Below are 26,967 nucleotides of genomic sequence, written 5' to 3'. Positions count from 1 at the left end.
CCCGGCAGTAGGTGCAGGCAGGCAGCACGAGCGGCCTGCCCTCCCGGCGGCGACATCAGATCGATAACCTCAGTTCGACAATGTCAGTTCGATAACGACAGTTGCCCCTGATCCGACGCACGAAGCGACAGCGCGTCGGCAATCTTGCGGATCGGTGACGGCAAGCCCGCCGCCACGACCCCCGCCCCATCCAGCCATGCACGATTCGCGTCGCCCGCCGATGCGATTGATTCGCCGTTGACCGACAACGTCACCAGCCACGGTCGCAAGTGCAGCTTGAAGTGCGTGAAGACGTGCGTCAGCCCCTGCAACGGTACGAGCGATTGCACCGGGCCGAGTCTCGCGCCCAGCGCCGTTGCATGCCCCGTCAGACGCGCTCGCAGCGAGGCGTCGTCGGCATCGCGCGTGTCGGTCGGCGGCGTCAGTTCGGGCAGGCTCCACAGGCCGCCCCAGATGCCGCTGTCCGGCCGCCGCTCGAACAGCACCCGGTCCCCCGCGCGAATCACCAGCACGTCGACATAGCGCTCCGGCTGCGCCTTCTTCGGCTTGGACGTCGGCAACGTTCGCTCTCGCCCCGTTGCATGGGCCACGCAATCGTTGTCGAACGGGCACTCGCCGCAACGCGGTGCGCCGCGCCCGCATAGCGTCGCGCCCAGATCCATCATCCCTTGCGTGTACGCCGGTAAATCGCGCGGCGGCAGCAGCGATTCGGCCAATGCCCACATTTCGCGCTCGATCTTCGGTGTGCCGGGAAACCCTTCGATGCCGAACACGCGCGCGAGCACCCGCTTGACGTTGCCGTCGAGAATGGCGGCATGCGCGTCGTAGGCAAAGGCAGCAATCGCCGCCGCCGTCGAACGGCCGATGCCGGGCAATGTTGCCAGGGTCTCGGGGTCGGCGGGGAAGCGTCCGCCATGCTCGGCGACGACGACCTGCGCGCACCGGTGCAGGTTGCGCGCGCGCGAGTAGTAGCCCAGGCCGCTCCATAGCGCCATGACGTCGTCCTGCGGCGCACTTGCGAGCGCGGCGACATCGGGAAAGCGCTCGAGAAAGCGCCCGTAGTAAGGAATGACGGTGGCCACCTGCGTCTGCTGGAGCATGATCTCCGAGAGCCAGATGCGATAGGCGTCGCGCGTGTTTTGCCAAGGCAGATCGTGGCGGCCGTGTTCGGCCTGCCATGCGATCAGACGCTCGGCGAACGTATCGGCCAGGGTACCGGCCAATGTATCGGCGGACTTACCGACCGGGGTGTCGCTGGAGGATGCTTTCATTTGGGTTTCGGGGGCAACATGTGCGGCGTTCGATCGGATGTGAGGGCGTATGACGTCGGCGCCATCCCGGATGAACGCACGCGTTATTTCTGACAATGCGGGCAGAAGAAGGTCGATCGCTGTCCCTGCACGATCTGCCGAATCGGCGTGCCGCACACGCGACATGGCTGGCCGGCTCGATCGTAGACGAAATACTCCTGCTGGAAATAGCCGCTCTGACCGTCGCTGCCGACGAAGTCGCGCAATGTGCTGCCGCCCTTCTCGATGGCGGCTGCGAGCACGACCTTCACGGCCTGGGCCAGCTTCTCGGCCCGCGCTCGTGAGAGCTTGCCCGCCGCCATGCGCGGGTGGATGCCGGCGCGAAACAGACTCTCCGATGCGTAGATATTGCCGACCCCGACGACGATCGTGCCGGCCAGCAGCGCCTGTTTGATGGACACGGTTCGACCGCGCGTGCCGGCATACAACCATGCGCCGTCGAAGTCGTCCGTGAGCGGCTCGACGCCAAGGCTCGCGAGCAGCGGGTGAGCCAGCACGTCGCCCGCCGAGCGCGCGTGGAACAGCACGGCGCCGAAGCGGCGCGGATCGCGATAACGCAGCGCGCACCGCTCGAACACCAGATCGATGTGATCGTGCACGCCGGCAGCCGGCAACGACTGCGGTTCCGGCATGACACGCAACGTCCCGGTCATGCCCAGATGCACGAGCAGCCAGCCCGGCGCGTATTCGAGCAGCAAATACTTTCCACGACGGGTCACACCGATGAGCGTTTCGCCGCGCAGCAGCGTGTCGAGCCCGTCGGGCACCGGCCAGCGCAATGCGCCGTTGCGCACATCGATACGCGCGATACGCGTGCCCGCCACGTGCGGCGCAATACCGCGGCGGGTCACTTCGACTTCGGGGAGTTCAGGCATGCCTGCGAACGTTTGCTGAGGATTTAGACTCTATTGTATCGGGCGCGCTACAATCGCTCGAAACCTGCCGTGGATCCCTATGCCGAACACCCGATTCCAGTCCATCCCCGCCGCCGACCCGAGCGCGGCAATCGTGGCACCTGTGGTTTTGCGCCTGCGCGGCGCACTGGCTCGCGGGGCGTGGGCCGGCGCAACGGCGCTTGGCGTGAGCTGCGCGAGCGCCATCATGGCATTCATGCCGTCGTCGAGCGCCTTCGCCCAGACGGCGCAAAAGGCGCCCGGCGCCCCCGCAAGCGCGCCGGCGGCAGTACCGACAGCCCCGGGGGCCGCAAAGGCAGCGGGCGCAGATGTGGACAGCGAAGACGTTGCACCGAACGCGAACGTCCCCGGCGAAAAGCTGCCGAACGTGGCGCTGACCAGCGAGATCGTCTTCGAGGTGCTGGCCGCGGAACTGAGCCTCCAGAAAGGCGACCTCGCCCCCGCCTTCAACACGTACATTGCCCTGGCCAACCGCACCAAAGACCCGCGCATGGCCCGTCGCTCCGTCGAGATCGCGCTCGGCGCGCGGCAACTCGGCGATGCGCTCGTCGCGGCCAAGCTGTGGCATCAGCTCGATCCGTCGTGGCGTCCGGCCTCGCAATTGCTTGCCAGCCTCGAAGTCGGCACAGGTCATCTGGCAGAAGCCGAACCGCTGCTCGTCGAGGAACTGAATAAGGTACCGGAAGCGCGCCGTGGTCAGGCCATCCTCGAATTGCAGCAGATGATCGCCCGCAGCCCGGAACGCGCCACCGGCATCGATTCGCTCAAGCGCATGCTGGCGAACGACATGCAGCGCCCCGAGGCGCAACTGGCCATCGCGCGCTCGCAACTCGACGCAGGTGACACCGCCGGCGCACGCGCGTCGCTCGAGACCGCACTCAAGCTCAAACCCGACTACGAAGCCGCCGCGTTGCTTTACGGACAGATGGGGCCGGGCGAGCGCACCAGCGCAATCGCCAGCCTGAAGACGTTCCTCGACCGGAATCCGGACGCCAAGGAAGCCCGCTTCGCCTATGCCAAGCTGCTGCTCGCCGACAACCAGCTCGACGCCGCGCAAAAGCAGTTCGAAACGCTCGAGAAGCGCTACCCGCATGAACTGTCGACGCTCATGGCGCTGGCGCTGCTGAACCTGCACGCCAACCATCCGCAGCAAGCCGAACAGTACTTGCAGAAGTACGCATCCGAAGCCGAGCAGCAAAACACCGACGGCGCTCAGGCTTACGTCTACCTCGCGCAGATCGCGCAGGATCGCAAGGACTATCCGGCTGCCGACAAGTGGCTCTCGAAGATTCGTGAAGACAGCAACGCCTATCTGCCGGCGCAGATCGGGCGGGCGCAGCTGCTTGCCGATCAGGGCAAACTCGACGAAGGCCGCGCACTGCTTCACGGCATCAAGGCAAGTGAGCCGCGCGAGCAACTGGCGCTCAAGCGTGCGGAGTCGGATCTGCTGGTCAAATCCAAGCGGTACGACGAGGCCGAGAAGCTGCTCGCCGTCGAGGTCAAAAATCATCCGGACGACATGGACCTGCTTTATCAGTACGGCATGGTCGCCGAACTGAACAAGCACTACGACGTCATGGAAAAGGCGATGCGTCGCATCATGACCTCGCAGCCGGAGAATGCGCAGGCCTACAACGCGCTCGGCTACTCGCTGACCGAGCGCAACACGCGTCTTCCCGAAGCGCTCAAGCTGCTGCAAAAGGCGTCGTCGCTCTCGCCGGAAGATCCGTACATCATGGACAGCCTCGCCTGGGTGAAATATCGCCTCGGCGACAAACAGCAGGCGCTGGAACTGCTGCGTCGCGCCTACGGCATTCAGGCACAGGCGGAAATCGGCGCGCACCTCGGTGAAGTGCTGTGGGAGTCGGGCCAGCAGGACGAAGCGCGCAAGACATGGCGCGAAGCCCTCAAGCTCGACAGCGACGACGACACGCTGCGCTCGACCATGAAGCGTTACAACGTCGCTCCGTAATGCGCATGGCGGAACATTCGATGGTGAAGTTTTTCGGATCGGCGCGAGCCCCGCGACGCGCCGGTTTGCACCAGTCCGTTCGCGCGGCAGCGCTTGCGCTGGCGTGCGCCGCCGCTGTCGTCGTCACGGGTTGCGCAAGTCTCGCGCCGCCCGCACCCGTCGAGCCGACGGCCGGGGTGAGCGTCGAGCATTATCGCGGTCGCTTCTCCGTGCGCTACGAGCAAAACGGGGAGACGCGCAACACCTACGGTAACTTCGACTGGCAGCAAAACGGGGAGAATGCGACCGTTCAACTGCTCGATCCGCTTGGACAGACGCAGGCCATCGTGCGCCAGAGTCCGCGCAGCGCGTCGCTCGAATTGCCCGGCAAGGCACCGCTCACGGGTCCTCGTCTCGACGATGTCATGCACGATGCGCTCGGCTTCGCATTGCCCGTGGGTGGCTTGCGATACTGGCTGCACATGCAGGGGGCGCCGGGGTCGCAGGCGAGCATCGAGCGCGATGCGCAAACGCAGCGTCCCACGCGCCTGAAGCAGGACGGCTGGACCATCGACTATCAGGCGTACTTCGACGGCACGCCGACGCGCGTCAAGCGTATCGACCTGTCGCGCGAGCTCGATGGCTCGCCGCTGGCCGTGCGGCTCGTGATCGACGAGTAGCCGAAAGCCGCCCGAGCACGTCGCCCCCGCGGCCGCGGGTAAAATGGCGCACCGGGCGCCCGCGCGCCCACACTTTCTCACCGCTTTTGCACCGTCATGTACGAAGTCCTGCGTGATTGCCCGGCCCCGGCCAAGCTCAATCTGTTCCTGCATATCGTAGGACGCCGGCCCAACGGCTATCACGAACTCCAAACCGTCTTCCAACTGATCGACTGGGCCGACACGCTGCATTTCGAGCGTCGCGACGATGGCCGGATCGTGCACACGAACCCGCTGCCGGGCGTGCCGCCGGAGACCGATCTGACCGTGCGCGCAGCCCACCTGCTGCAAGCGCACTGCGGTGTGCGCTTTGGCGTGGATATCGGCATCGAAAAGCGTCTGCCCGCGGGCGGCGGCATTGGCGGCGGCAGCTCGGACGCGGCCACCACGCTGCTCGCGCTCAACCGCATGTGGCAACTCGACCTGCCGCGCGAAGTGCTCCAGACGCTGGCATTGAAGCTCGGTGCAGACGTGCCGTTTTTTGTCTTCGGCCGAAACGCCTTTGCACAGGGCCTGGGAGAAGAATTGCAGGCTGTGGATCTGCCCGAACGGCACTTCCTCGTGGTCAACCCGCGCACGCACGTCGCTACCAACAAAATATTTAACGATCCCCTGTTGACAAGGGATTCGAAGATCGTCACAATGGCGTTCTTTCTTGAGCACGCCAACAAAAACGTGTTCGAAACGGATGAAATCTTCCGTAACGACATGCAGGCGGCAGTCACTCGAGAATACGCGGAAGTCGCTGCTGTGATTGACTGGTTCAGAACCTTCACCACTGCACGTATGACGGGATCCGGTGCAAGCGTGTTTGCAGTATTCGACACGAAGGCAGATGCGGAAGCGGCATACAAGCGATTGCCAGAGCGCTGGATCGGTCAAGTGACCACTAGCCTGGCCGAACATCCAATGTTCGCCTTCGCGTAAAAGGGTTTTACTTTGTTGCGTTTCCTACAACGCAGCGAAGGCATCGGTTAGTGTAGGGGAGTCGCCAAGTTGGTTAAGGCACCGGATTTTGATTCCGGCATACGAGGGTTCGAGTCCTTCCTCCCCTGCCAATTTCTCTGTCGTAAAGTCTCAGCATCCAAACGTCCCGCAGGTAGCCAGATGAGTAGTGATAACCTGATGGTATTCACCGGGAACGCCAATCCCGCCCTGGCCCAAGCGGTCGTCGACACTCTCGGTATCCCGCTTGGCAAAGCCATGGCCAGCCGGTTCTCGGATGGTGAGATTCAGGTCGAAATCCAGGAAAACGTGCGCGGCAAGGACGTCTTTGTCCTCCAGTCGACGTGCGCACCGACCAACGACAATCTGATGGAACTGATGATCATGGTCGACGCGCTCAAGCGTGCGTCTGCCGGCCGGATCACCGCCGCCATCCCGTATTTCGGCTATGCCCGTCAGGATCGTCGCCCCCGCTCGGCGCGTGTGGCGATCTCGGCGAAGGTCGTGGCCAACATGCTGCAAATCGCAGGCGTCGAGCGCATCATCACGATGGACCTGCACGCCGACCAGATTCAGGGCTTCTTCGATATCCCGGTCGACAACATTTACGCTTCGCCGTTGCTGCTCCAGGACGTGCGCGCCCAGAATCACGAGAACCTGCTGGTGGTTTCGCCGGACGTCGGCGGCGTGGTTCGTGCCCGTGCGCTGGCCAAGCAACTGCATTGCGATCTGGCCATCATCGACAAGCGTCGTCCGAAGGCCAACGTCGCGGAAGTGATGAACATCATCGGTGAAGTCGAAGGCCGTACCTGCGTCATCATGGACGATATGGTCGACACCGCCGGTACGCTGTGCAAGGCCGCACAAGTGCTGAAGGAACGTGGCGCGAAGAAGGTATATGCCTACTGTACGCACCCGGTTCTCTCGGGTGGTGCCGCAGCGCGCATCAATGCGTCGGAGTTGGATGAAGTGGTCGTGACCGACACGATTCCGCTGCGCGACGACTCGAAGGGCGGCAAGATTCGCCAACTGAGCTGCGCGAACCTGCTGGCCGAGACGTTCTCGCGTATCCGTCGTGGCGACTCGGTGATGTCGCTGTTCGCGGAATAAGCGTTCGGTAAAGTTTTTGCGGCGGCGCCTGTTTGGCGCCGTTGTTATGTCGGCGGGGAGCCTTTCCCCGCCTTTGTCGTTCCTGAGACCCGCATTTTTTGGCGGGATATTCGGGAAGAAATCGCTGCCTGGTCGCGGGCAGCTCAAGGAGTTGTTATGAAAGTCGTCGCTTTTGAGCGTAATCTGCAAGGTACGGGTGCGAGCCGCCGCCTGCGCAATGCCGGTAAGACCACGGGCATCGTGTATGGTGGTAACGTCGATCCGAAGCTGATCGAACTCGATCACAACGCACTGTGGCACGCCCTCCGCAAGGAAGCCTTCCACTCGTCGATTCTCGACCTGGAAGTCGCCGGCAAGACCGAACAAGTGCTGCTGCGCGATGTGCAGTACCACCCGTTCAAGCAACTGGTTCTGCACGTGGATTTCCAACGTGTCGACCCGAACAAGCCGATCCACGTCAAGGTGCCGCTGCACTTCCTGGGTGCCGATAACGCCCCGGCCGTGAAGCTGGCTTCGAACGTGATCAGCCACACGCTCAACGAACTGGACGTCAGCTGCCTGCCGGGCAAGCTGCCGGAATTCCTGGAAGTCGACCTGTCGACGCTGGAAGCCGGTAAGACCGTTCACGCGAAGGACGTCAAGCTGCCCGCCGGCGTGACCCTGACGCTGCACGTCGAGCAGGAAAACCCGGTGGTCGCACAAGCCGTGCAACCGGCTGGTGCTGCTGCTGACGAAGCTGCTGCTTCGGCCGAAGGCGAAACGCCGGCTGCCTAAGCCTCGTTCGCCAGCATTCAGCGGCGACGCTGGACGCAAGACCCGCCGCGACGTCATGTCCGGCGGGTTTTTTTATGGCGGTGCGCATGCCACCATGGCGCGTACCCAAATCCTGATACCGAAATGATCAAGCTGATCGTAGGGCTCGGCAATCCGGGCGCCGAATATACAGCGACGCGTCACAACGCGGGCTTCTGGTTCGTCGACGCGCTCGCGCAGCAATGCGGTGCTTCGCTCACCAGCCAAAAGAACTTTCATGGCTTCGCCGCACGGGCGCGAGTGGCCGGTCAGGAAGTGTGGCTGCTCGAACCGCAGACGTTCATGAATCGCTCCGGACAGTCCGTCGTCGCACTGGCGCGCTTTTACAAGATTTTGCCTGACGAGATTCTGGTCGTGCACGACGAACTCGACCTGCTACCGGGCACCGTCAGGCTCAAGCGCGGCGGGGGCACAGGCGGGCACAACGGACTGAAGGACATTGCCGCGCATCTGACGACGCCCGAGTTCTGGCGTCTGCGTCTTGGCATCGGGCATCCGCGCACACTGCAACCGGCAGGCAGCCAGCAACAGGTCGCAGACTTCGTGCTCAAGCCCCCGCGTAAAGAGGAGCAGGCCGAGATCGACGACGCCATGTCGCGCTCGCTCGACATCGTCGACCTGGTGGTCAAGGGCGATATGGAAAAGGCGATGATGCGTTTGCACGCCGCGCCCGGGAAATAAGCCAGTCGGTCCCTGGGGGATGGGACCGCGAGATTAGCGGCGGATCAGCTCGCTCCGGTCGCTCCCGTCAATCACGTCAATCACGTCGGCCAGGCCGCTCAGGTCACCCCGGCACATCACGCCGATTTGGCGGCTTGCAGGTGGGTGTACTTCTGCAGCAGTTGCTCGGGCGTCTCGACGTGCTCGGGGTTGATGGGGATGCACTCCACCGGACACACCTGCACGCACTGCGGCTCATCGAAGTGACCGACACACTCCGTGCATTTGTTGGGGTCGATCTCGTAGATCTCGACCCCCATCGAAATTGCGTCGTTCGGGCACTCGGGCTCGCATACGTCGCAATTGATGCATTCGTCGGTAATCATCAGTGCCACTGTCGACTCACTTTCCTCGGCCGTTCAAAAACTCGCACGAACCTCGGCGAACGGCAGCCGTTACGGTTCGTGGAACAATGCATCAATTATACGAGGGTTGTCGAATATCGACCGAGACGCGATGCGCTCCCGATGGCGACACATTGACCCGCGTCTTCCCGGCCTAGGTAGTGAAACTTAAGTAAATGCGCTTAAACGCGCACGCAACAAAAAACCCCGCAGTGCGCTGGCACGTTGCGGGGTTTTTTTCGCTTCACGGCGAACCCTCTACACCGGATTCAAGGCTTGGGGGCGATCTCGCCGACTTTCGTGACGAGCCACTTTTCGACCGACGGGAACACGAATTTGCTGACATCGCCGCCCAGTTGTGCGATTTCGCGCACGATCGTGCCCGAAATGAACTGGTACTGATCGGACGGCGTCATGAACATCGTCTCGACATCGGGCAGCAGGTAACGGTTCATGCCCGCCATCTGAAACTCGTACTCGAAGTCGGACACCGCACGCAGTCCGCGCACGATCACCCGTGCCTGATGCTTGCGCACGAAGTCCTTGAGCAGGCCGGAAAACCCTTCCACGCTGACGTTGGGATAGTGACCCAGCACCTCGCGAGCGATGTCGATGCGCTCCTCCAGCGTGAAGAACGGCTTCTTGTTTCGACTATCGGCCACCCCGACCACCAGCTTGTCGAAAATGCCCGCAGCGCGGCGGACCAGATCCTCATGCCCTCGGGTCAACGGGTCGAACGTCCCCGGATAGATCGCCACTACCATGCCAACGTCTCCTCGCGGCTGGGGACCGATACTGCGTACTTATTCATTGTGGTCTCTAGGTTTTCGGAATCGATTCAAGCAAATGATAATGCACCGCTCCAGCTTTCGCGCGGCGCAGGCACGACAGACCGAGTGCGCCGAGCGCCTCGTCTTCCAGTGCCACATCGGATTCTGCGTAAATCACGCCATTCGGCGCGAGCAGGCGCGCCGCCGGCGCCAATAAGTCATTGAGCCAACCACTCGCAAACGGCGGATCGAGAAATACCACGTCGAAAGCCCCGGCTGAAAGTGTGGTTATCAGACGGCGGGCATCGGCCTGTACGATCTCGATCTGATCGGCGCCGAGCTTGGCCTGATTTGCGCGCAGCTGACGAACGGCGGGCGCTGCCGACTCGATCATCAGCACTCGCTGTGCGCCGCGGGACGCGGCTTCGAAGCCGAGCGCGCCGCTGCCCGCAAAGGCGTCGAGGCACTGCATGCCCGTCAGGTCCTGCCCAAGCCAGTTGAACAGCGTCTCACGGACGCGGTCGGGCGTGGGACGCAAACCGTCGCCGGGCGGCACGGGAAGCGGCGTACGCTTCCACTGGCCACCGATAATGCGCACTTGCTGTGGCGCGCCGCGTGCCACGTTGCCTGCACCGGACTTCATACCGTCCTCCGCGACATCGCCTGGCCGAGCACGCCGTTGACGGTGGAAAAATGGGGTCGCGCGCGTCGTTGCGCACGCTTGAGATCCAAAATCATGACGATTCACGCTACATTGTTGAGGCGAAACATACCACATCGCCTGCCCCCCCATGCCCCATAAGGATTTGCGACGCTCGCAAGCCCCGTCGGCCGGGGAACGTGAACGTCCGGCGCTCCATGGATGTCCCACGGGGGCGACCCACGCAGGCGCTGCACGATCTGCGCCGATGATTACCGCGAGCCCCGAGACAGTCTCACACTTGTCCGGACGCCTTCGCGCACCAGGAGACAGCCATATTCGCCATGACCGATGCCGCCATCGAGGTAACCGAGTTATGCAAGGCCTATGACGGCCGTCCCGTCGTCGATCGTCTGTCGCTGCACGTCGCCCCGGGCGAGTGTTTCGGGCTATTGGGCCCGAACGGGGCGGGCAAGACCACCACATTGCGTATGCTGCTCGGGCTGGTCACGCCCGACGCGGGGGAAATTCGCCTTGGCGGCCTGCCCGTGCCACGGCTCGCGCCTGAGGCGCGGCGTCGCGTTGGTGTCGTGCCGCAGTTCGACAACCTGGACCCCGATTTCACCGTACGCGAGAACCTCGCCGTCTTCGGACGCTATTTCGGACTCTCCCGCGCCGATATCAGGGAGCGCGTGCCCGCGCTATTGCATTTCGCACGACTGGAGTCTAAGGCCGACGCGCGCGTGGGGCTGCTCTCGGGCGGCATGAAGCGGCGCCTCACGCTCGCGCGCGCCCTCATCAACAATCCCGACCTGCTGGTGCTCGACGAGCCGACGACCGGCCTCGATCCGCAGGCGCGCCATCTGATCTGGGAGCGCCTCAAATCGTTGATGAACGAGGGCAAGACCATCTTGCTGACGACGCACTTCATGGAGGAGGCCGAGCGCCTGTGTCATCGCCTTTGCGTGATCGATGCGGGCCGCAAAATCGCGGAAGGCACCCCGCCTGATCTCGTCGCGCGGGAGATCGGTTGCGACGTCGTGGAAGTCTTCGGCGACGTCCCGCCGGCGCTGCTCAAGCACCTCGCGCCGCTGGCCGAGCGTATCGAGACAAGCGGTGAGACACACTTCTGCTATGTACGCGACGCCGCGCCCGTCGTCGAGGCCCTGCGCGACCAGCCCGGCGTGCGCTATCTGCATCGCAGAGCCAACCTGGAAGATGTCTTTCTCAAACTCACCGGACGGGAGATGCGCGATGACTGAGCATGATCGACGCGACACGCTGAGCGCCACGCACGCCGGGTCCGCCGAGTCCGCCGAGTCCGCAGCGCCCATGCACGCAGCAGCGAGACGCCCGCCCGACGCCCCACGCTACCTGCCCGGCGTCACCGCGTGGATGGGCGTGTGGCGACGCAATTTCCTTGTCTGGCGCAAGCTCGCCGTGGCCTCCCTGTTCGGCAATCTGGCCGATCCCATGATTTACCTCTTCGGCCTGGGATTTGGCCTCGGCATGATGGTCGGCGATGTGGACGGCACGTCCTACATTGCCTTTCTGGCAGCGGGCACCGTGGGTTCGAGCGTGATGTTCTCGGCGAGCTTCGAGTCGATGTATTCCGGCTTCTCGCGCATGCACGTGCAACGCACCTGGGAAGCACTCATGCATACGCCGCTCACGCTGGGGGACGTGGTGCTCGGCGAGGTCGTCTGGGCGGCGAGCAAGGCGGTGCTGTCTGGCATTGCCATCCTGCTGGTGGCCGGCGTGCTGGGCTACGCGCGTATCGACAGTCTGGCGGTGGTGCTACCTGCGGTACTGCTTGCAGGTCTGGCGTTCGCCAGTCTTGCCATGGTGATGACGGCGCTTGCACCGAGCTACGACTTCTTCATGTTCTACCAGACGCTGGTCATGACGCCGATGCTCCTGCTCTCAGGCGTGTTCTTTCCGCTGTCGCAACTCCCGGCGGCCGCGCGCCATATCACCGAGTGGCTACCGCTGGCTCATGCGGTGGCACTGATTCGCCCCGCGATGCTCGGGCGCCCGATCGACCTGCCGGGGCTACATGCCGGCGCGCTCGCGATCTACGCCCTGGTCGGGTTCACGGTCGCGCTGGTGTTGCTGCGGCGACGGATTCTCCGATAGCGCAGATGGTCGGTTCGGCGGTTCGGCAAGCAAGAAAAAAGGCACCGGAGGAGCCTCTCCGGTGTCTTTTTCGTTCACTGCCTTATGTCGAGCCACCACTGACCGACCAGCGCATTGGCTAGCGACAGCCGACTGCGATCACTTCGTCTTCTTGCCCGCCGGTGGCGCAGCGCTTGGTGCCGCAGCGCCCGCGCTCGCCGCGCCGAAGACGTCGCTCGGACCGACGACCACGGTCGCCAGGCGATCCGGCTGCACGTGGCGCGCAAAGGCATCCTTTACCTGTGCCGCACTCACCGCTTCCACCTTGGACGTCCACGTGTCGAGATAGTCGAGCGGCAGATTGTAAAAACCGATGGCGGCAACGTTGGCCAACAGCTTGCGGTTACTGTCCAGACGCAGCGGGAAACCGTTGGTCAGATTGTCCTTCGCCGCCTTCATCTCGTCGTCGGTCGGCCCTTCCTGCACGAATTTCGCAAGCGTCTCACGCACGACCTTGAGCGCTTCGGGCGCCTGCTCCCGACGTGTCTGCAAGTTGATCTCGAACGGCCCTTCCTGCAACTGCGGCGTGAACCCGCTCGTCACCCCGTACGTCAGACCGCGCTTCTCGCGCACTTCCGCCGTCAGGCGCGACACGAAACCGCCACCGCCCAGCACGTAATTGCCCACGAGCAACGGGAAGTAGTCCGGATCGCTGCGTGCCAGCGATGCCTGTCCCGTCGCGATATGCGCCTGCTCAGCAGGGTGCGGCAGATCGATTTGCACGGCGCTGCGCAGCCCCGCCACCGGCGGCAGTGTCGGCGGCGTGATCCCGGCAGGCATCGCATCCGTCAGCTGCGCCACGAGCCTCTCCGCCTGCGCACGATCGATGTCGCCCACAATGGAGACGACCGCGCGCCGGGGGCTGTACATGTCGCGATAGAAGCGAACGAGGTCGTCGCGCTTGACGGCGTTCACGCTGGCCACCGTCGGCGTCACCCCGTACGGATGGCTGCCGTAGATCGCACTGCGAAACGCCTTCTCCGCAATCGCCTCGGGCTTCGTGTCCGACTCGGCGATCGCCGAAGACAGACGCGCCGTCTCGCGCTTGAGCACCGCCTCGGGGAACGTGGGATGTTGCAGGAACTGCGCGAGCGTGTTGACAGCCGCATCACGCTCAGCCGCAGACGACAACGTGCGCATGGTGACGGTCGCGGCGTCACGTCCGGCGCTCGTCGCCTCCATCGCGCCGACGTCCGCGAAGCGATCCGCGATCTGCGCTTCGGTCAGTGCCGGACGCCCCGCCACTGCGGACGCCCCCGCATCCAGCAGGCCAGCGGTCAGCAATGCCAGCCCCGACTTGCCCGGCGGGTCGTAGCGACTGCCCGCATCGAAATCGATGTTCAGATCGATCATCGGAATCGAGCGGCTTTCCACGAGCATCACCTTGGCGCCGGACGGCGCGATCCAGCTCTGGATCGGTAATGCGGCGTTCGCGGCATGCGGGATACCCGCCATCAGCGCACCCACAGCGACGGAAGCCATCAGTCCCGTTCGCGCAGGCGAGAACGCACGCAACAGTGCGAAAATTTTCATCATTGTGTGGCCTCTCTCAGCGCATGGTCTTCAGGTCTTCCGCCCCTTGGGCGCGACGCTTGCGTGTCGCCTCGTCGATCGGTTGCGGCACCAGCGTCGCTACCGTCAGCGTCTCGTCGCCGAAATACTTGCCGGCCACCGCCTGCACCTGTGCGGGCGTGACTGCTTTCACCTTCTCGAGCATGCGATCGATCTGACGCCACGAAATCCCCGACATTTCGTTCAGGCCGATTTCCATCGCCTGCCCGAACACCGAGTCGCGCTTGTAGATCTGCGATGCGACGACCTGCGCCTTCACGCGCTTGAGTTCGTCCTGTGTCACCCCGTGCGCGGCAATGTCGGCCACTTGCGCACGCAGCGCCTTCTCGATCTGCTCGGGTGTTTTGCCCTGTGCGGGCGTCGCGTCCATGATGAAGAACTGGGGACCACGCCCGACACCGTCATAGCTCGCGCCGACATCGTTGGCGATGCGCTGCTCGCGCACCAGACGGCTCGTCAGTCGTGCATTGCCATAGCCGTCGAGCACGGCCGACAGGACTTGCAGCGCGTAGACGTCGTCGTCCTTTTCAACATCGGCAAGACGTGGCGCGCGCCATGCGAGCATCACGTTGGGATTCTCCGCCGGGGCCTTCACGAATACGCGGCGCACACCCAACTGTGCCGGTTCGTTTTGCGGACGCCGTTCGGGCAGCGTATGCGGCTCGATCGCGCCGTAGTATTTCTCGGCCAGCGTCTTCACCTGCGCGGGGTCAACATCTCCGCTCACGACGACGACGGCGTTGTTCGGCGCGTACCAGCGCTTGTACCAGTCACGGGCGTCCTCCACGGTCATATGCTGGAGGTCGTCCATCCAGCCAACGATAGGGCGACGGTACGGATTGGCGACGAGGGCGGTCGCCATCAGTTGCTCGTAGAGCAGCGCGCGCGGCTGGTCGTCCGTGCGAAGACGGCGCTCTTCCATCACGACCTGGATTTCCTTGGCGAACTCGTCGGCGGAAAGCGTGAGGTTGGCCATGCGATCGGCCTCGAGACGCATCATCTCGGGCAATCGCGATTTCTCGGTCTGTTCGAAGTATCCGGTGTAGTCCTTGCTCGTGAAGGCGTTCTCCCGACCGCCGAGCGCGGCGACCTGGCGCGAGAACTGTCCGGGGCCGACCGTCTTGGTGCCTTTGAACATCATGTGCTCAAGGGCGTGAGCGACGCCGGTGGTCCCGTTGAATTCGTCGAGCGACCCGGCGCGATACCAGACCACGTGCGCCACCGTCGGCGCCCGGTGGTCTTCGCGCACAATCAGCCGCAGGCCGTTCTTGAGCGTGAATTCCGAAGTGTTATCCGTGGTCTTGCTGCCACCGGTGCCAACGGCATCGGCGGCGTGGCCCAGGCTCATCACACCCGCCAGAGCCAGTCCGGCAAAGGCGTGTCGCCAGCGCATGGTTCCCGTCATGGATCCCCTTTCGCCCGTCATGGACGTCGATTCGCGTCTGATAAAATACGTCGCATTTCCCGCGTCGGAAACAACGACCTGCCCATTGTAGGGCGTTTTGTGCGGCGCGAATGGCACGACAAATCACAGCCGCACGCCGATAGCGCGCCCCCACGTTGAGTTCTTCACCCCATGTTCAGTTTCTTCAAGCGCTTCAAGTCGGGCGGTAACAAGGCCGCCGAGACGAGCCCCGCACCGACCGAATCGCCAGCATCGCCCGACGTCAGCGCATCAGTGCCGCCGCCCCAGCAGGCGCCGGTGCAAGCGTCACAACCGTCACAGCCCTCGCAACCGACGCACAGCGCGCCTGCCGAGCCGCCCCTGACGCCTTCCGACGCGTCGTCGAGCCTCGCGAATTCGCCATCGCCGTCGGCGCCCTCGGGTGCGCCGTCGACCCCGATCGCGCCGGTCGACACCCCGTCGCACCCCGTCGAAAATACGGCGCATTCCGAAGCCGCTCAAGCCGAAATCCCAACGCCCGACGCGTTATCCGAAGCACGACCGGTTTCGGCGCCGCAAGTCACGTCGGCACCGGTCAGCGCCTTTGAGTCTGCCGAGTCCGTAGCACCGGTTCCGCCGGTATCATCCGTCGACGCAACGCAACCGGCACCCGTTGCACCGACGCCGGCCCCCGTCCTGGTCAAAGACTCGCACGGCGAAGCCATCGGCGAGATCGTGTCGGCACCGGCGCCGGCACCGGCCGCCAAGCGCTCGTGGCTCACCCGTCTGAAGGCAGGTCTGTCGAAGACGAGCGCAGGCCTCACCGGCATCTTCGTCGGCGTGAAGGTCGACGAGAATCTGTTCGAAGAACTCGAAAGCGCATTGCTGATGAGCGACGCGGGGGTGGAAGCCACGACCTACCTGCTCGACGCCCTGCGCAAGAAGGTCAAGGCCGAGCGCCTGACGGAAGGCGAGCAGGTCAAGCGCGCGCTGCACGACCTGCTGGTCGAGTTGCTGAGCCCGCTGGAGCAAAGCCTCGTGCTCGGCCGCGAAGCGCCGCTCGTCGTGATGATCGCCGGCGTGAACGGTGCGGGAAAAACGACCAGCATCGGCAAACTCGCCAAGCACTTCCAGCATTACGGCCAATCGGTGCTGCTCGCCGCCGGCGACACCTTCCGTGCCGCCGCACGCGAACAACTGGCGATCTGGGGCGAGCGTAACAATGTGGCAGTCGTCGCTCAGGAAAGCGGGGACCCGGCCGCCGTCGTATTCGATGCCGTGAGCGCCGCGCGCGCGCGCAAGATCGATATCGTGATGGCGGATACCGCGGGTCGCCTTCCCACGCAGTTGCATCTGATGGAAGAACTCAAGAAGATTAAGCGCGTGCTGGGCAAGGCGGCGGACGGCGCACCGCACGAAGTGCTGCTGGTGATCGACGCCAATACGGGCCAGAACGCCCTCGCGCAGGTCAAGGCTTTCGACGATGCGCTCACGCTCACCGGTCTGATCGTCACGAAACTCGACGGCACGGCCAAGGGCGGCATTCTGGCGGCCATCGCCCGTCAGCGCCCGGTGCCGGTGTACTTCATCGGCGTGGGCGAGAAGGTCGAGGATCTGCAACCGTTCTCGGCGCGCGAATTCGCCGACGCGCTTCTGGGCTGATTTCCGGCTGCGCTTTGCGCGGCCCTTCCAGCGCTTGCGCACGCGACTCACCCTCCCGCGCGGCAACGCCTGAAAACAAACGGCCCGCACACCTGCGTGGCGGGCCGCTCGGCTGTCGCTGCCAGTCCTCGCTGCATCTGCTTACATCTGCTGCGCGACGAGCCCCGCGCAAAGCCCCCACATCATCAGGCCGACGATACCGTCGAGGATCTGCCACGCCCGAGGGCGCGAAAACAACGGCGCCAAGAGTCGCGCGCCATAGCCGAGCGCGGTGAACCACAGCACGGAAGCGATCATCGCACCGCCGGCAAACCACACGTTCCCGGGTGCCGGCTCCCGCGCGCCGATACCGCCAAGCAGAATCACCGTATCGAGGTAGACATGGGGGTTGAGCAGCGAGAGCATCGACACCAGCACCACCGCCCGCTGCCATGTCATCTCCTGCGTGGCCGCGCGGCTGCCGTCCGCCTGCAAGGCGCCCGCGCCGCGAAATGCCGCACGCCATGCCCGCAAACCATACAGGAACAGGAACGCCGCGCCGCCCCACGTCACGAGGGTAATGAACCCCGGATAGGCCGCGATCAGTCCGCCCATGCCGGCCACGCCCGCCGCAATCAGCACCATGTCGCAGATCGCGCAAACGGCGACGACGATACCCACATGGCGCTTCAGGATGCCCTGTCGCAACACGAACGCGTTTTGCGCACCGATTGCCATGATGAGGCTGGCGCCGAGCGCCATGCCCCGCCAGAAAGCCGGATCGATCATCGCGTGACTTACTCGGCGTCCGGTTGCGCTTCCGGTGCGGCGCGCTGGAAAGCTTCGAGCGTACGGCAATGCGCATCGATGGCGGCAATGCGCGGGAACGGCGTCATGTCTACCTTGAAGCGGTTCGCGTTGTAGATCTGCGGGATCAGACAGCAATCCGCCACCGTCGGCGTGTCGCCGAAGACGAACTTGCCGGGCGACGTCTGCGCCGCGAGGCGCGCTTCGAGCGCCTTGAAGCCTTCCACGATCCAGTGAACGTACCAGGCGTTCTTCTGCTCCTCCGTCACGCCCATGTCGTGCTTGAGGAAGCGCAGCACGCGCAGGTTGTCGATCGGATGAATGTCCGCCGCGATGTCCAGTGCCAGCGCGCGGACCTGCGCGCGTGCGACCGGGTCAGCAGGCAGCAGCGCCGGTGTCGGATGGACGTCTTCCAGATACTCGATGATGGCCAGCGACTGGTGGATGTTCACGTCGCCGTCGATGAACGTCGGCACCAGGGCATTCACGTTGAGCGCCCGGTACGCAGGCTTGAGCTGTTCCCCGCCGTCGCGCACCAGATGTACCGGGACGATGTCGTAGTCGAGTCCTTTCAGATTCAGAGCGATACGCACCCGATAGGCGGCGGAACTGCGGAAATAGCTGTACAGCTTGGACATGGCTGACCTCGAAAGCGGAAATGGGGAGAGAGGCGAGACGAGCGCGATTTGCTGGGGTAACGCGGGCCACGTGCCGAAGCACTCGACCCGGATAACGCGGCGGCGCCCGGCGAATGCTCGGGCGATCCGGCAGCCAGGCATCGACCGGGCGTTTGCCTCCGAACACGAGATGGTACTGCAAGCGCTGGCCGCGATGACACTTCATTGCGTATGATGAACGCATGCCCCGCCAGTACTGGCGCCCACGCGGGCATCCATTGCTAACGATAGAAGCGTCATGACCTCTGCCGCCCCATTTGCCTGCGCCCCGCTGCTGAAGATCATCGCCCGGGGGGCCAAAGGCGCCCGCGCCCTGAGCGCCGACGAAACCCGCACCCTGTTCGACGCCATCCTTGCCGACCGGGTGCCGCCGGCCGAGCTGGGCGGCGTACTGATCGCCTACCGCATCAAGGGCGAGACGCCGGTCGAGCTGCGCGCCATGCTCGACGCGGCTCACGCTACGTTCGTCCCGCTCGCCGCCCCTGCCGACGCATCACCACCCGTGGTGCTGCCCAGCTACAACGGCGCACGCAAGCAGCCGAACCTCACACCGCTCCTGGCACTGCTGCTCGCCCGCGACGGTATTCCGGTGTTGGTGCATGGCCAGCATCACAGCGGCGCGAATCGCGTGGGCACGCAGGCGATCTTCGCCGAACTGGGCCACCCTGCCTGTCACTCGGCGACAGAAGCAGAAGTGGCGCTGAGCACCCGCCGGGTCGCCTATTTACCCATCGCTGCGCTCTCGCCGGCGCTGGAGCGGTTGCTTGAGATGCGCGCGTCGTTGGGCGTCCGGAATTCGGGCCATACCGTCGTCAAGCTATTGCAACCCTTTGCCGGACCCGCACTGCGCCTCGTGAACTTTACCCATCCCGAATATCGGGAAACCCTGAGCGAGCTATTCGCCGACGCCGCCAGCAGTCCCGCGCCGGGCGTGCTGCTGGCGCGGGGCACAGAAGGCGAACCGGTCGCAGATGCCCGTCGTCAGAGCGCCATCGAAGGCTTCTCTGACGGTGCCTATCGTCTGTGGCAAAGCGCCGAAGAGGGGGCCACAGGGATTCCCCCGGCCCTGCCCAGCGCCGACGCTGCGGCCACCGCCCGATGGATCGAGGCAGTACTCGCGGGTGAGATCCCGGTGCCCGCGCCTGTCGCCCGTCAAGTCGAAGTGATTCGTCAGGCGCTGGGTTTGCCCGAGTGAACCCTGTCGGGGGAATGCCATGCCGGTAGCGTCGGTATTGCATCGGAATACGCCCGCAATGCAACTAAATTCGCTCGAATTTTTGACGGAAAGGCGTAAAAGACCGGACTTCTGAGATTTTTTCGGAACATTTCGTCCCGAAAGCCATCAAATGTTCTGTGTTGGAGAGGACGCCCGAAGCGTGTCAGTCGCCGTAGCGAACGCCGTGGGCGGCCAGGAGAAGCACCGAGGGGAGCGGCGCAAATCGCCGCGGAGGGAGCGCCGCCCGGGCTATCAGTCGGGCGACGCCATGCGGGTCGCCTGCCACGAGATCAGATGCCAGGTCCCGGCTTCGCGCACGTGAACGGCGGTGTACATCATCAGGGAATTCAGCGAGCCAGTAGCCGTTTCGAGCTCCACGTCGAGCTTTCCGGTAACGACGACGGTATCGCCGAATTGACGGAGTTCCTGCCCGGTGACGTCGATCGCCGCGTATTTACGGCGGCCCGAGCTCAGCGCATTGAGGAATTCGGCTTTCGACTCGCGTTTTCCGTTCGAGTGGACGTAGTGAAGTCCGTCGGCGAGCAGTGTGCTCAGCTTGTCGACGTCGCACTCGATCATCGCTTCGAAGCGCTCGGATTCGCGCCGTCGCACTTCGTCGATGTACCCGAAGCGCTCGGAATCGCGTTGCCGCACCTCGTCAATGTGCTTCCCAGCCATGCTGACCTCCCGTCTTCGCCATCACTTTACGCTCGCGGCTTGGGTTGCAATTTACACCATCCGAGTCACGTTTGCGCCAGTGACTTCTCCCGTTTGGCGAGGGGTGCTGGAAAACCCCGAGATACCGGAAACTTCCCGTCCAGTAAGGGTTCTAACGTGTTTAGCACTCATCGAAAGAGAGTGCTAAAATGCTTTCCCAGAGGCTAACCAGGAGTCCACCACTTGAGTACTGCCGCCAACAAGCATCCGACGACGCCGGCCACCGGCACGGCGCCGAATTCGCGTGCCCTAGCTCTTGCCCCGTCGGCTTTGATGATGCCGGGCAGTCTGGGCAATATCGACAGCTACATTCAGGCTGTCCACCGCATTCCGCTGCTTTCTGCCGAGGAAGAGCAGTCGCTCGCCAAGCGTCTGCGTGAGAACGACGACCTCGAAGCTGCCCGTCAGCTCGTGCTTTCGCACTTGCGTCTGGTGGTGTCGATCGCGCGCAACTACCTCGGTTACGGATTGCCGCATGCCGACCTGATCCAGGAAGGCAATATCGGTCTGATGAAGGCCGTGAAGCGCTTCGACCCCTCGCAGGGTGTTCGACTCGTGTCGTACGCCATGCACTGGATCAAGGCCGAAATCCACGAGTACGTGCTGAAGAACTGGCGCACGGTCAAGGTCGCCACGACCAAGGCGCAGCGCAAGCTGTTCTTCAACCTGCGCAGCCAGAAGCAAGGCTTGCAGGCGTTCACGCCGGAAGAAATCGATCAGGTCGCGCGCGATCTGAACGTCAAGCGTGAAGACGTGATCGAGATGGAGACGCGCATGTCCGGGGGCGATATCGCCCTCGAAGGTCACAGCGACGACAGCGACAGCCCGAGCTTCGCCCCCATCGCCTACCTTGCCGACTCGCATCAGGAGCCGACCGCCGTGATCGCCGCGCGTGAGCGTGACCATCTGCAAAGCGACGGTCTGCAAGCCGCGCTTGGCCGTCTCGACCCGCGCAGTCGCCGCATCATCGAAGCGCGCTGGCTGTCGGTCGCCGATGACGGCAGCGGCGGCGCCACGCTGCACGAACTGGCCGATGAATTCGGCGTGTCCGCCGAGCGCATTCGCCAGATCGAAGTTGCCGCGATGAAGAAGATGAAAGGTGCACTGCAAGCGTACGCGTAATCCCCTGACCGGGACGTCGAAGGCCATGTGAAGCTCGCCAAGGACTGCGCACGCAGCACGCGACAAATTGCCACACGACCGTCTGGACAGCGTCAGTGAAATACTGCTGGCAACCAAGCCCCGTGAACCTCACGGGGCTTTTTTGTGCCTCCACGAAAGTTCACCCCTCATCTGCGCGAGACTTGATGCATCGCAAGGTCGTCCGCAAGGTCGGTCGATAGAATCGGCTCGTACGCGGCCATGCTGCGTGCGAAGGACGGCCCGGGGGCCGTTCGCCGCGCCGGACCCTTGTCTCGACTCCGCTTCTCATCCGCTGACCCACTAGCGGCGGATCCGCATCGAACCAGCGTCATCTGCGTGTCATCCGCCCCCGTGCGCTGCGGTTTGACATTTTCAAGCGATAAGGCAAAATGCGCCGAAAGTCGACGCTGTTTCCGACACCCGACTTTCGACGCCAGGAGCCGTCACGGATGGACACCCACTCTCCTAGCAGTCCTAAGCCACTCGCCGCAACCGCGCGTGTTGCCGCTGCGCCGGCAAACGTGCCTGCCGCTTCAGGCGTACTCGCCTGGATGGTTCGGCGCTGGCGCACCCGCCCTTCCCGTTTTGCCCTCGAAATACTGATCGTTCTCGCGATCAAGGTAGTACTCCTGTTTATTCTGAAGCATGCCTTCTTCGACGCTCCGATGGCCAAGCACATGCAGTTGCCGCCGGACGTCGTGGCCCGCGCCCTGATCGGGCCGCAGGCCGTCGAAGCGCAGTCCCCCACCAAAAATCAAGGTGTCCGCCATGATCAGTAGCGAAGTCGTCGACCTCTCGCGCTTGCAGTTCGCCATAACGGCGCTGTATCACTTTCTGTTCGTCCCGCTCACATTGGGCTTGTCGTGGCTGCTCGTCATCATGGAATCGGTCTATGTGATGACCGGCAAGCAGATCTACAAAGACATGACCCAGTTCTGGGGCAAGCTCTTCCTGATCAACTTTGCGATGGGCGTGACCACGGGTCTCACGCTCGAATTCCAGTTCGGCACCAACTGGGCGTACTACTCGCACTACGTCGGCGACATCTTCGGCGTGCCGCTCGCCATCGAGGGGCTGATGGCCTTCTTCCTGGAGGCCACCTTCGTGGGTCTGTTCTTCTTCGGATGGAACAAGCTCTCGCGTATCGGCCACCTGGCGACGACCTTCGCCGTGGCGCTCGGCTCGAACCTTTCGGCGTTGTGGATTCTCGTGGCGAACGGCTGGATGAACAATCCGGTCGGGGCGCACTTCAACTACGAGACCATGCGCATGGAGCTCAACAGCATCTGGGAAGTGGTCTTCAACCCGGTCGCGCAGGTGAAGTTCGTCCACACGCTCTCGGCGGGATACGTGACGGCGGCCATGTTCGTGTTGGGCATCTCCGCCTGGTATCTGCTCAAGCGTCGCGACGTGCCCTTCGCGCTGCGCTCCTTCGCGGTCGCCGCAGGTTTCGGTCTGGCCTCGACGCTGTCCGTCATCGTGCTCGGCGACGAATCGGGCTACACCACGGGCGAAGTGCAGAAGGTCAAGCTCGCCGCCATCGAAGCGGAATGGGAAACGGCCAAGCCGCCCGCATCGTTCACGCTGTTCGGCTTCCCGAATCAGAAGGAAGAGCGCACCGATTACGCCGTGAAGATTCCCTGGGCGATGGGCCTGATTGCCACACGTTCGGTCGACACGCCGGTGATCGGTCTCACGCAATTGCGTGACGAGCACAAGGACAACATCAAGCGCGGCATGCTCGCCTTCGCGGCGCTGGAGAAGCTGCGGGGCGGCGATACTTCGCCGGCCGTGCGCGCCGAGTTCGACAAGTACAAGGACGATCTGGGCTACGGTCTGCTGCTCAAGAAGTACACGGCGAACGTCGTCGATGCCACGCCCGAGCAGATTCACATGGCGGCCAACGACACCATCCCGCCGGTAGCCCCCGTCTTCTGGTCGTTCCGCATCATGGTCGGCCTGGGCTTCCTGTTCCTCTTCACGTTCCTGTGGGCCTTCTGGCTCTGCGCGCGCCGCCGTCTGCTCAAACCGCGCTCGGCCTGGTTCCTGCGCTGGTGCGTGTGGGCGATTCCGTTGCCGTGGCTGGCCGCCGAGTTCGGCTGGATCGTCGCCGAAATGGGGCGTCAGCCGTGGACCATTGCGGGCATTCTGCCCACGCACCTGTCCACGTCGTCGCTCTCCGCCACCGACCTTTACCTGAGCCTCGCGGGCTTCATCATCTTCTACACCGCGCTGCTCATCATCGAAATGTTCCTGATGGTGAAGTACGTCAAGCTCGGCCCGTCGTCGCTGCACACCGGCCGCTACCACTTCGAGACGCAAGGCACGCCCGGCACTGCCCTCGGCAGCGACCGCCCGGCCGCCTCGGTCTGATCGTCAGGGAGACACGACATCATGATGATCGATTACACCATTCTCAAGCTGATCTGGTGGGTGCTCATCGGCGTGCTGCTGATCGGCTTCGCCTTCTTCGACGGCTTCGACATGGGCACCGGCACGCTGCTGCCATTCCTGGGCAAGACGGACGCGGAGCGGCGCGTCATCATCAACACCGTTGCCCCGACGTGGGAAGGCAATCAGGTGTGGTTCGTCACGGCAGGCGGGGCGATGTTCGCCGCGTGGCCGCTCGTCTACGCCGCCGCCTTCTCGGGCCTTTACTGGGCGCTGTTGCTCGTGCTCTTCGCGCTGTTCCTGCGACCCGTCGGCTTCGACTATCGCAACAAGTTGCCGAGCGCTCGCTGGCGTAGCGCGTGGGACTGGGCGCTATTCGTGGGCAGCACGGTGCCGTCGCTGGTGTTCGGCGTGGCTTTCGGGAACCTGCTGCTCGGTCTGCCGTTCTCGTTCGACAACACGCTGCGCTCCACCTACACCGGCTCGTTCTGGGCGCTGCTCAACCCGTTTGCGCTGCTCTGCGGACTGGTCAGCCTGCTCATGCTGCTCACCCACGGTGCGGCACACCTGCGCATGAAGGCCGATCCGGTCGTCGCGGCGCGCGCCGGACGCATCATGCGCATGACCGCACTCGGCACGCTGCTCCTGTTCCTCGTGGCGGGCGTGATCGTGGCAACGCATGTCGACGGCTTCGCCATCGCGAAAATGGGCGCGACCGATGCACCGGCCAACCCGCTCTTGAAGCAGGTCACAACCGGTCCGGGCCTGTGGCTCACGAACTATCAGACGTATCCGTGGATGGTCGCGGCGCCGGTCGTCGCCTGCCTGTGCGCGCTGCTCGCCGCCCTGCTCGCGACCAGCCGCGCCTATGCCTGGACGTTCGTCGTCACCGGGCTGATGATGGCCGGCATCATCCTCACCGCCGGCTTCTCGATGTTCCCGTTCGTGATGCCTTCGGCCACCGCGCCGGGCAGCAGCCTCACGGTCTGGGACGCGACATCGAGCCAGCTCACGCTGCAAATCATGCTCATCGCCGTGGTCGTCTTCCTGCCCATCGTTCTGCTCTACACCGGCTGGGTGTACCGCGTGATCCGTGGCCGCGTGACGATCGAGACGGTCAACGACAACCCCCACACGATGTACTGATCAAGGAGTCGCGACATGTGGTACTTCTCTTGGATTCTCGGCCTTGGCCTCGCGCTCGCGTTCGGCATCATCAACGTGATGTGGTTCGAAGCGCATGACGATCTCGAGCGTCGCAGCCAGGAAGGCAACTGAAGCCGACTTGCCTCATCCGATGCAGAAATGAAAATCGCGCCTCACGAGGCGCGATTTTTTTGGGCGGACGATGTCGGCGAAAACTTAGCTCAACAGTGTCTTCAGGTCCTTGGCCATGGCGTCGACGGGCTCGTCGGGGCGCATGAACAGACGCAATTGTCCGTTCGGATCGAACACGTAAATGCCCGCGGTGTGATCGATGGTGTAATTGTTCGGCGTAGATCCCTCGACCTTGTTCACGACCACGCGAAACGACTTGGTCACGGCTTTGAGCGCTGCCTCGTCGGCCGGACGCAATCCCACGAACGCCGGATTGAATGCCGGGACGTACTGCCCCATCAGTTCGGCCGTATCGCGCTGCGGGTCGACCGTCACAAACAGCACCTGCACACGCTGGGCGTCGTCCGGGCCGAGCTTCTGCATGACCTGGTTGAGTTCGGCCATCGTGGTCGGGCAGACATCCGGGCAATGCGTATAGCCGAAGAACATCACCACCGCCTTACCCTTGTAATCGGCAAGCGTGCGGGTTTTGCCCTGCGGGTCCTGCAACGAGAAGTCCTGCGCGAATTCCTTATTGCCGGTGATGTCCAGACTCGTGAACGTCGGGCCTTGCTTGCCGCACGCGGCGAGAAGTACGGTGAGCCCCATGAGCCACATCGCGCGGCGCAACCAGATGACAGCTAGATTCATGAACGAATGACCCCAGAACGTATGGAAAAAACGCCTTCCGAAAATACAACAGGCGCGCCGGTCGGAAATACCGTAACGCGCCTGTCGTCGTGATGCAGTCTGCGCACTTGCGCCGTGCTCAGCCCAGCAGATAGATCTGTACGTAATGATCGACGAGCAACGCCGCGAACAGCAGCGAAAGGTAGACGATCGAGTAGCGGAACATCGAGCGCGAGAGCTCATCGGAATACTTGCGCCACAGCTTCACGGCGTACCCCAGGAAGATGCCCGACAGCACCACGGCGCTTACCAGATACAGATACCCGCTCATGCGATGCGCGAACGGCAGCAACGACACGGCGAACAGCACCACGCTGTAGAGCAGGATTTGCAGGCGCGTGTACTTCTCGCCGTGCGTGATCGGCAGCATGGGCAGGCCGGAGTTCACGTAGTCCTGACGACGATAGAGGGCGAGCGCCCAGAAATGCGGCGGCGTCCACACGAAGATGATGAGTACGAGGATCCACGCGTCGGCCGGCACGGCGCCGGTGACCGCCGCCCAGCCCAGCGCGGGCGGCATCGCCCCGGCAGCACCGCCGATCACGATGTTCTGCGGCGTGGAGGGCTTGAGGATGATGGTGTAGATCAACGCGTAGCCGACAAAGGTGCCCAGCGTGAGCCACATCGTCAGTGCGTTGGTGAACGTGTAGAGCACCACCATGCCGGCGCCACCCAGAATCGTCGAGAAGACGATGATCTGCCACGGGGCGATCTCGCCGCGTGCGGACGGACGCCACGCCGTGCGGCGCATGAGCGCGTCCACGCGTTGCTCGATCAGGCAGTTCACGGCAAAAGCGGATCCGGCGAGCAGCCAGATGCCGATGGTGCCGCCGATCAGCACCTGCCACGGCACCATGCCGCGCGTGGACAGGAACATGCCGATCACGGCACAGAACACAGCAAGCTGCGTCACGCGGGGCTTGGTGAGCGCCCAGTACTGCGCGATGCGGCTGGCTGGCGGATGGGGAAGGGTCGTGCTTTTCATATCTGAAGGCAATGCG

The 26,967-nt window shown here is 63.7% G+C and carries 27 protein-coding genes and 1 tRNA gene; 16 read left to right on the top strand and 12 right to left on the bottom strand.

Annotated elements, in window-relative coordinates; all coding sequences use genetic code 11:
• Positions 1 to 83: 83 nt before the first annotated feature.
• Positions 84 to 1,271: an A/G-specific adenine glycosylase gene (mutY, locus tag PCA31118_RS08745; protein WP_150624833.1), complete on the bottom strand. Its 1,188-nt coding sequence runs from the start codon at positions 1,269 to 1,271 to the stop codon at positions 84 to 86.
• Between the two features lie 83 nt (positions 1,272 to 1,354).
• Positions 1,355 to 2,185 (bottom strand): bifunctional DNA-formamidopyrimidine glycosylase/DNA-(apurinic or apyrimidinic site) lyase, encoded by an 831-nt coding sequence (gene mutM / locus PCA31118_RS08740; protein WP_150624832.1) that lies wholly within the window; start codon positions 2,183 to 2,185, stop codon positions 1,355 to 1,357.
• Between the two features lie 79 nt (positions 2,186 to 2,264).
• Between mutM and PCA31118_RS08735 the strand changes: the two genes are divergently transcribed.
• The 7 genes from PCA31118_RS08735 (at position 2,265) to pth (ending at position 8,443) form a co-directional block, all read left to right on the top strand.
• Entirely contained in the window at positions 2,265 to 4,196 is a 1,932-nt protein-coding gene (locus PCA31118_RS08735; protein WP_150624831.1) for a tetratricopeptide repeat protein, read from the top strand.
• A gap of 20 nt (positions 4,197 to 4,216) precedes the next feature.
• Positions 4,217 to 4,855, top strand: a complete 639-nt coding sequence (locus tag PCA31118_RS08730; protein WP_246190138.1) for an outer membrane lipoprotein LolB — start codon at positions 4,217 to 4,219, stop codon at positions 4,853 to 4,855.
• Positions 4,856 to 4,951: 96 nt separating this feature from the next.
• Positions 4,952 to 5,821 carry a 4-(cytidine 5'-diphospho)-2-C-methyl-D-erythritol kinase gene (ispE, locus tag PCA31118_RS08725; RefSeq protein WP_150624829.1) on the top strand — a complete coding sequence of 290 codons (870 nt, stop codon included), beginning with the start codon at positions 4,952 to 4,954 and terminating at the stop codon, positions 5,819 to 5,821.
• Positions 5,822 to 5,875: 54 nt separating this feature from the next.
• Positions 5,876 to 5,952 (top strand) — tRNA-Gln (locus PCA31118_RS08720).
• 49 nt (positions 5,953 to 6,001) lie between these two features.
• Complete coding sequence (locus PCA31118_RS08715; RefSeq protein ID WP_039395490.1) at positions 6,002 to 6,949, top strand: ribose-phosphate pyrophosphokinase; 948 nt, start codon at positions 6,002 to 6,004, stop codon at positions 6,947 to 6,949.
• Positions 6,950 to 7,105: 156 nt separating this feature from the next.
• Positions 7,106 to 7,723, top strand: coding sequence for a 50S ribosomal protein L25/general stress protein Ctc (locus PCA31118_RS08710; RefSeq protein WP_044453789.1), 618 nt, complete (start codon positions 7,106 to 7,108; stop codon positions 7,721 to 7,723).
• Between the two features lie 123 nt (positions 7,724 to 7,846).
• Complete coding sequence (gene pth / locus PCA31118_RS08705) at positions 7,847 to 8,443, top strand: aminoacyl-tRNA hydrolase (protein ID WP_150624828.1); 597 nt, start codon at positions 7,847 to 7,849, stop codon at positions 8,441 to 8,443.
• Positions 8,444 to 8,559: 116 nt separating this feature from the next.
• On the opposite strand, the gene PCA31118_RS08700 is transcribed toward pth, so the two are convergent.
• From PCA31118_RS08700 to rsmD, 3 genes are all read right to left on the bottom strand, one after another.
• Positions 8,560 to 8,817, bottom strand: coding sequence for a YfhL family 4Fe-4S dicluster ferredoxin (locus PCA31118_RS08700; RefSeq protein WP_044453785.1), 258 nt, complete (start codon positions 8,815 to 8,817; stop codon positions 8,560 to 8,562).
• Between the two features lie 278 nt (positions 8,818 to 9,095).
• Complete coding sequence (coaD, locus tag PCA31118_RS08695) at positions 9,096 to 9,590, bottom strand: pantetheine-phosphate adenylyltransferase (RefSeq protein WP_150624827.1); 495 nt, start codon at positions 9,588 to 9,590, stop codon at positions 9,096 to 9,098.
• 55 nt (positions 9,591 to 9,645) lie between these two features.
• Positions 9,646 to 10,239, bottom strand: a complete 594-nt coding sequence (rsmD, locus tag PCA31118_RS08690; RefSeq protein ID WP_150624826.1) for a 16S rRNA (guanine(966)-N(2))-methyltransferase RsmD — start codon at positions 10,237 to 10,239, stop codon at positions 9,646 to 9,648.
• Between the two features lie 341 nt (positions 10,240 to 10,580).
• On the opposite strand from rsmD, the gene nodI reads away from it, so the two are divergent.
• Together nodI and PCA31118_RS08680 are read left to right on the top strand one after the other, a co-directional pair.
• Positions 10,581 to 11,498 (top strand): nodulation factor ABC transporter ATP-binding protein NodI, encoded by a 918-nt coding sequence (nodI, locus tag PCA31118_RS08685; protein WP_150624825.1) that lies wholly within the window; start codon positions 10,581 to 10,583, stop codon positions 11,496 to 11,498.
• A 70-nt stretch (positions 11,499 to 11,568) separates the two neighbouring features.
• The gene (locus PCA31118_RS08680; RefSeq protein ID WP_174990418.1) at positions 11,569 to 12,372 is read left to right on the top strand and encodes an ABC transporter permease; all 804 of its coding nucleotides are present in this window, start codon (positions 11,569 to 11,571) and stop codon (positions 12,370 to 12,372) included.
• Between the two features lie 138 nt (positions 12,373 to 12,510).
• Here the strand turns inward: PCA31118_RS08680 and PCA31118_RS08675 are convergent, their stop codons facing one another.
• Together PCA31118_RS08675 and PCA31118_RS08670 are read right to left on the bottom strand one after the other, a co-directional pair.
• Entirely contained in the window at positions 12,511 to 13,947 is a 1,437-nt protein-coding gene (locus tag PCA31118_RS08675; protein WP_150624823.1) for a M16 family metallopeptidase, read from the bottom strand.
• Positions 13,948 to 13,960: 13 nt separating this feature from the next.
• Complete coding sequence (locus PCA31118_RS08670) at positions 13,961 to 15,331, bottom strand: M16 family metallopeptidase (protein WP_246190170.1); 1,371 nt, start codon at positions 15,329 to 15,331, stop codon at positions 13,961 to 13,963.
• A gap of 228 nt (positions 15,332 to 15,559) precedes the next feature.
• Between PCA31118_RS08670 and ftsY the strand changes: the two genes are divergently transcribed.
• Positions 15,560 to 17,029, top strand: coding sequence for a signal recognition particle-docking protein FtsY (gene ftsY, locus PCA31118_RS08665; RefSeq protein WP_174990400.1), 1,470 nt, complete (start codon positions 15,560 to 15,562; stop codon positions 17,027 to 17,029).
• A 141-nt stretch (positions 17,030 to 17,170) separates the two neighbouring features.
• Here the strand turns inward: ftsY and PCA31118_RS08660 are convergent, their stop codons facing one another.
• Together PCA31118_RS08660 and maiA are read right to left on the bottom strand one after the other, a co-directional pair.
• Positions 17,171 to 17,797: a LysE/ArgO family amino acid transporter gene (locus PCA31118_RS08660; protein ID WP_150624821.1), complete on the bottom strand. Its 627-nt coding sequence runs from the start codon at positions 17,795 to 17,797 to the stop codon at positions 17,171 to 17,173.
• Between the two features lie 8 nt (positions 17,798 to 17,805).
• Positions 17,806 to 18,453, bottom strand: a complete 648-nt coding sequence (gene maiA / locus PCA31118_RS08655) for a maleylacetoacetate isomerase (protein WP_044453774.1) — start codon at positions 18,451 to 18,453, stop codon at positions 17,806 to 17,808.
• A 277-nt stretch (positions 18,454 to 18,730) separates the two neighbouring features.
• Here maiA and ybiB point away from each other — a divergent pair, with 277 nt between their 5' ends.
• The gene (ybiB, locus tag PCA31118_RS08650) at positions 18,731 to 19,687 is read left to right on the top strand and encodes a DNA-binding protein YbiB (RefSeq protein ID WP_150624820.1); all 957 of its coding nucleotides are present in this window, start codon (positions 18,731 to 18,733) and stop codon (positions 19,685 to 19,687) included.
• Between the two features lie 273 nt (positions 19,688 to 19,960).
• Here ybiB and PCA31118_RS08645 read toward each other — a convergent pair whose 3' ends face one another.
• On the bottom strand, positions 19,961 to 20,386 hold the full coding sequence (locus PCA31118_RS08645) for a nuclear transport factor 2 family protein (RefSeq protein WP_150624819.1): 426 nt from the start codon (positions 20,384 to 20,386) through the stop codon (positions 19,961 to 19,963).
• Positions 20,387 to 20,698: 312 nt separating this feature from the next.
• On the opposite strand from PCA31118_RS08645, the gene rpoH reads away from it, so the two are divergent.
• The 5 genes from rpoH to cydX all read left to right on the top strand — a co-directional run bounded on the left by rpoH (position 20,699) and on the right by cydX (position 25,237).
• Positions 20,699 to 21,547 carry an RNA polymerase sigma factor RpoH gene (gene rpoH, locus PCA31118_RS08640; RefSeq protein WP_237165303.1) on the top strand — a complete coding sequence of 283 codons (849 nt, stop codon included), beginning with the start codon at positions 20,699 to 20,701 and terminating at the stop codon, positions 21,545 to 21,547.
• A gap of 470 nt (positions 21,548 to 22,017) precedes the next feature.
• Positions 22,018 to 22,347, top strand: a complete 330-nt coding sequence (cydP, locus tag PCA31118_RS08635; RefSeq protein WP_150624818.1) for a cytochrome oxidase putative small subunit CydP — start codon at positions 22,018 to 22,020, stop codon at positions 22,345 to 22,347.
• A complete protein-coding gene (locus PCA31118_RS08630) occupies positions 22,337 to 23,941 on the top strand; it encodes a cytochrome ubiquinol oxidase subunit I (protein WP_150624817.1) in 1,605 nt (534 codons plus the stop codon). The genes cydP and PCA31118_RS08630 overlap by 11 nt, the downstream gene beginning before the upstream one ends.
• Before the next feature lie 27 nt (positions 23,942 to 23,968).
• Entirely contained in the window at positions 23,969 to 25,105 is a 1,137-nt protein-coding gene (gene cydB, locus PCA31118_RS08625) for a cytochrome d ubiquinol oxidase subunit II (protein ID WP_174990417.1), read from the top strand.
• Positions 25,106 to 25,120: 15 nt separating this feature from the next.
• On the top strand, positions 25,121 to 25,237 hold the full coding sequence (cydX, locus tag PCA31118_RS08620) for a cytochrome bd-I oxidase subunit CydX (protein ID WP_023597792.1): 117 nt from the start codon (positions 25,121 to 25,123) through the stop codon (positions 25,235 to 25,237).
• Positions 25,238 to 25,321: 84 nt separating this feature from the next.
• Here the strand turns inward: cydX and PCA31118_RS08615 are convergent, their stop codons facing one another.
• Together PCA31118_RS08615 and cyoE are read right to left on the bottom strand one after the other, a co-directional pair.
• Positions 25,322 to 25,927 (bottom strand): SCO family protein, encoded by a 606-nt coding sequence (locus PCA31118_RS08615; protein ID WP_150624815.1) that lies wholly within the window; start codon positions 25,925 to 25,927, stop codon positions 25,322 to 25,324.
• Between the two features lie 118 nt (positions 25,928 to 26,045).
• The gene (gene cyoE / locus PCA31118_RS08610) at positions 26,046 to 26,951 is read right to left on the bottom strand and encodes a heme o synthase (protein WP_044453757.1); all 906 of its coding nucleotides are present in this window, start codon (positions 26,949 to 26,951) and stop codon (positions 26,046 to 26,048) included.
• Between the last annotated feature and the right edge of the window lie 16 nt (positions 26,952 to 26,967).

Origin of the sequence: Pandoraea captiosa, from assembly GCF_902459775.1 — a bacterium.
GTDB lineage: Bacteria > Pseudomonadota > Gammaproteobacteria > Burkholderiales > Burkholderiaceae > Pandoraea > Pandoraea captiosa.
This window is presented reverse-complemented; position numbering and strand designations above follow the sequence as displayed.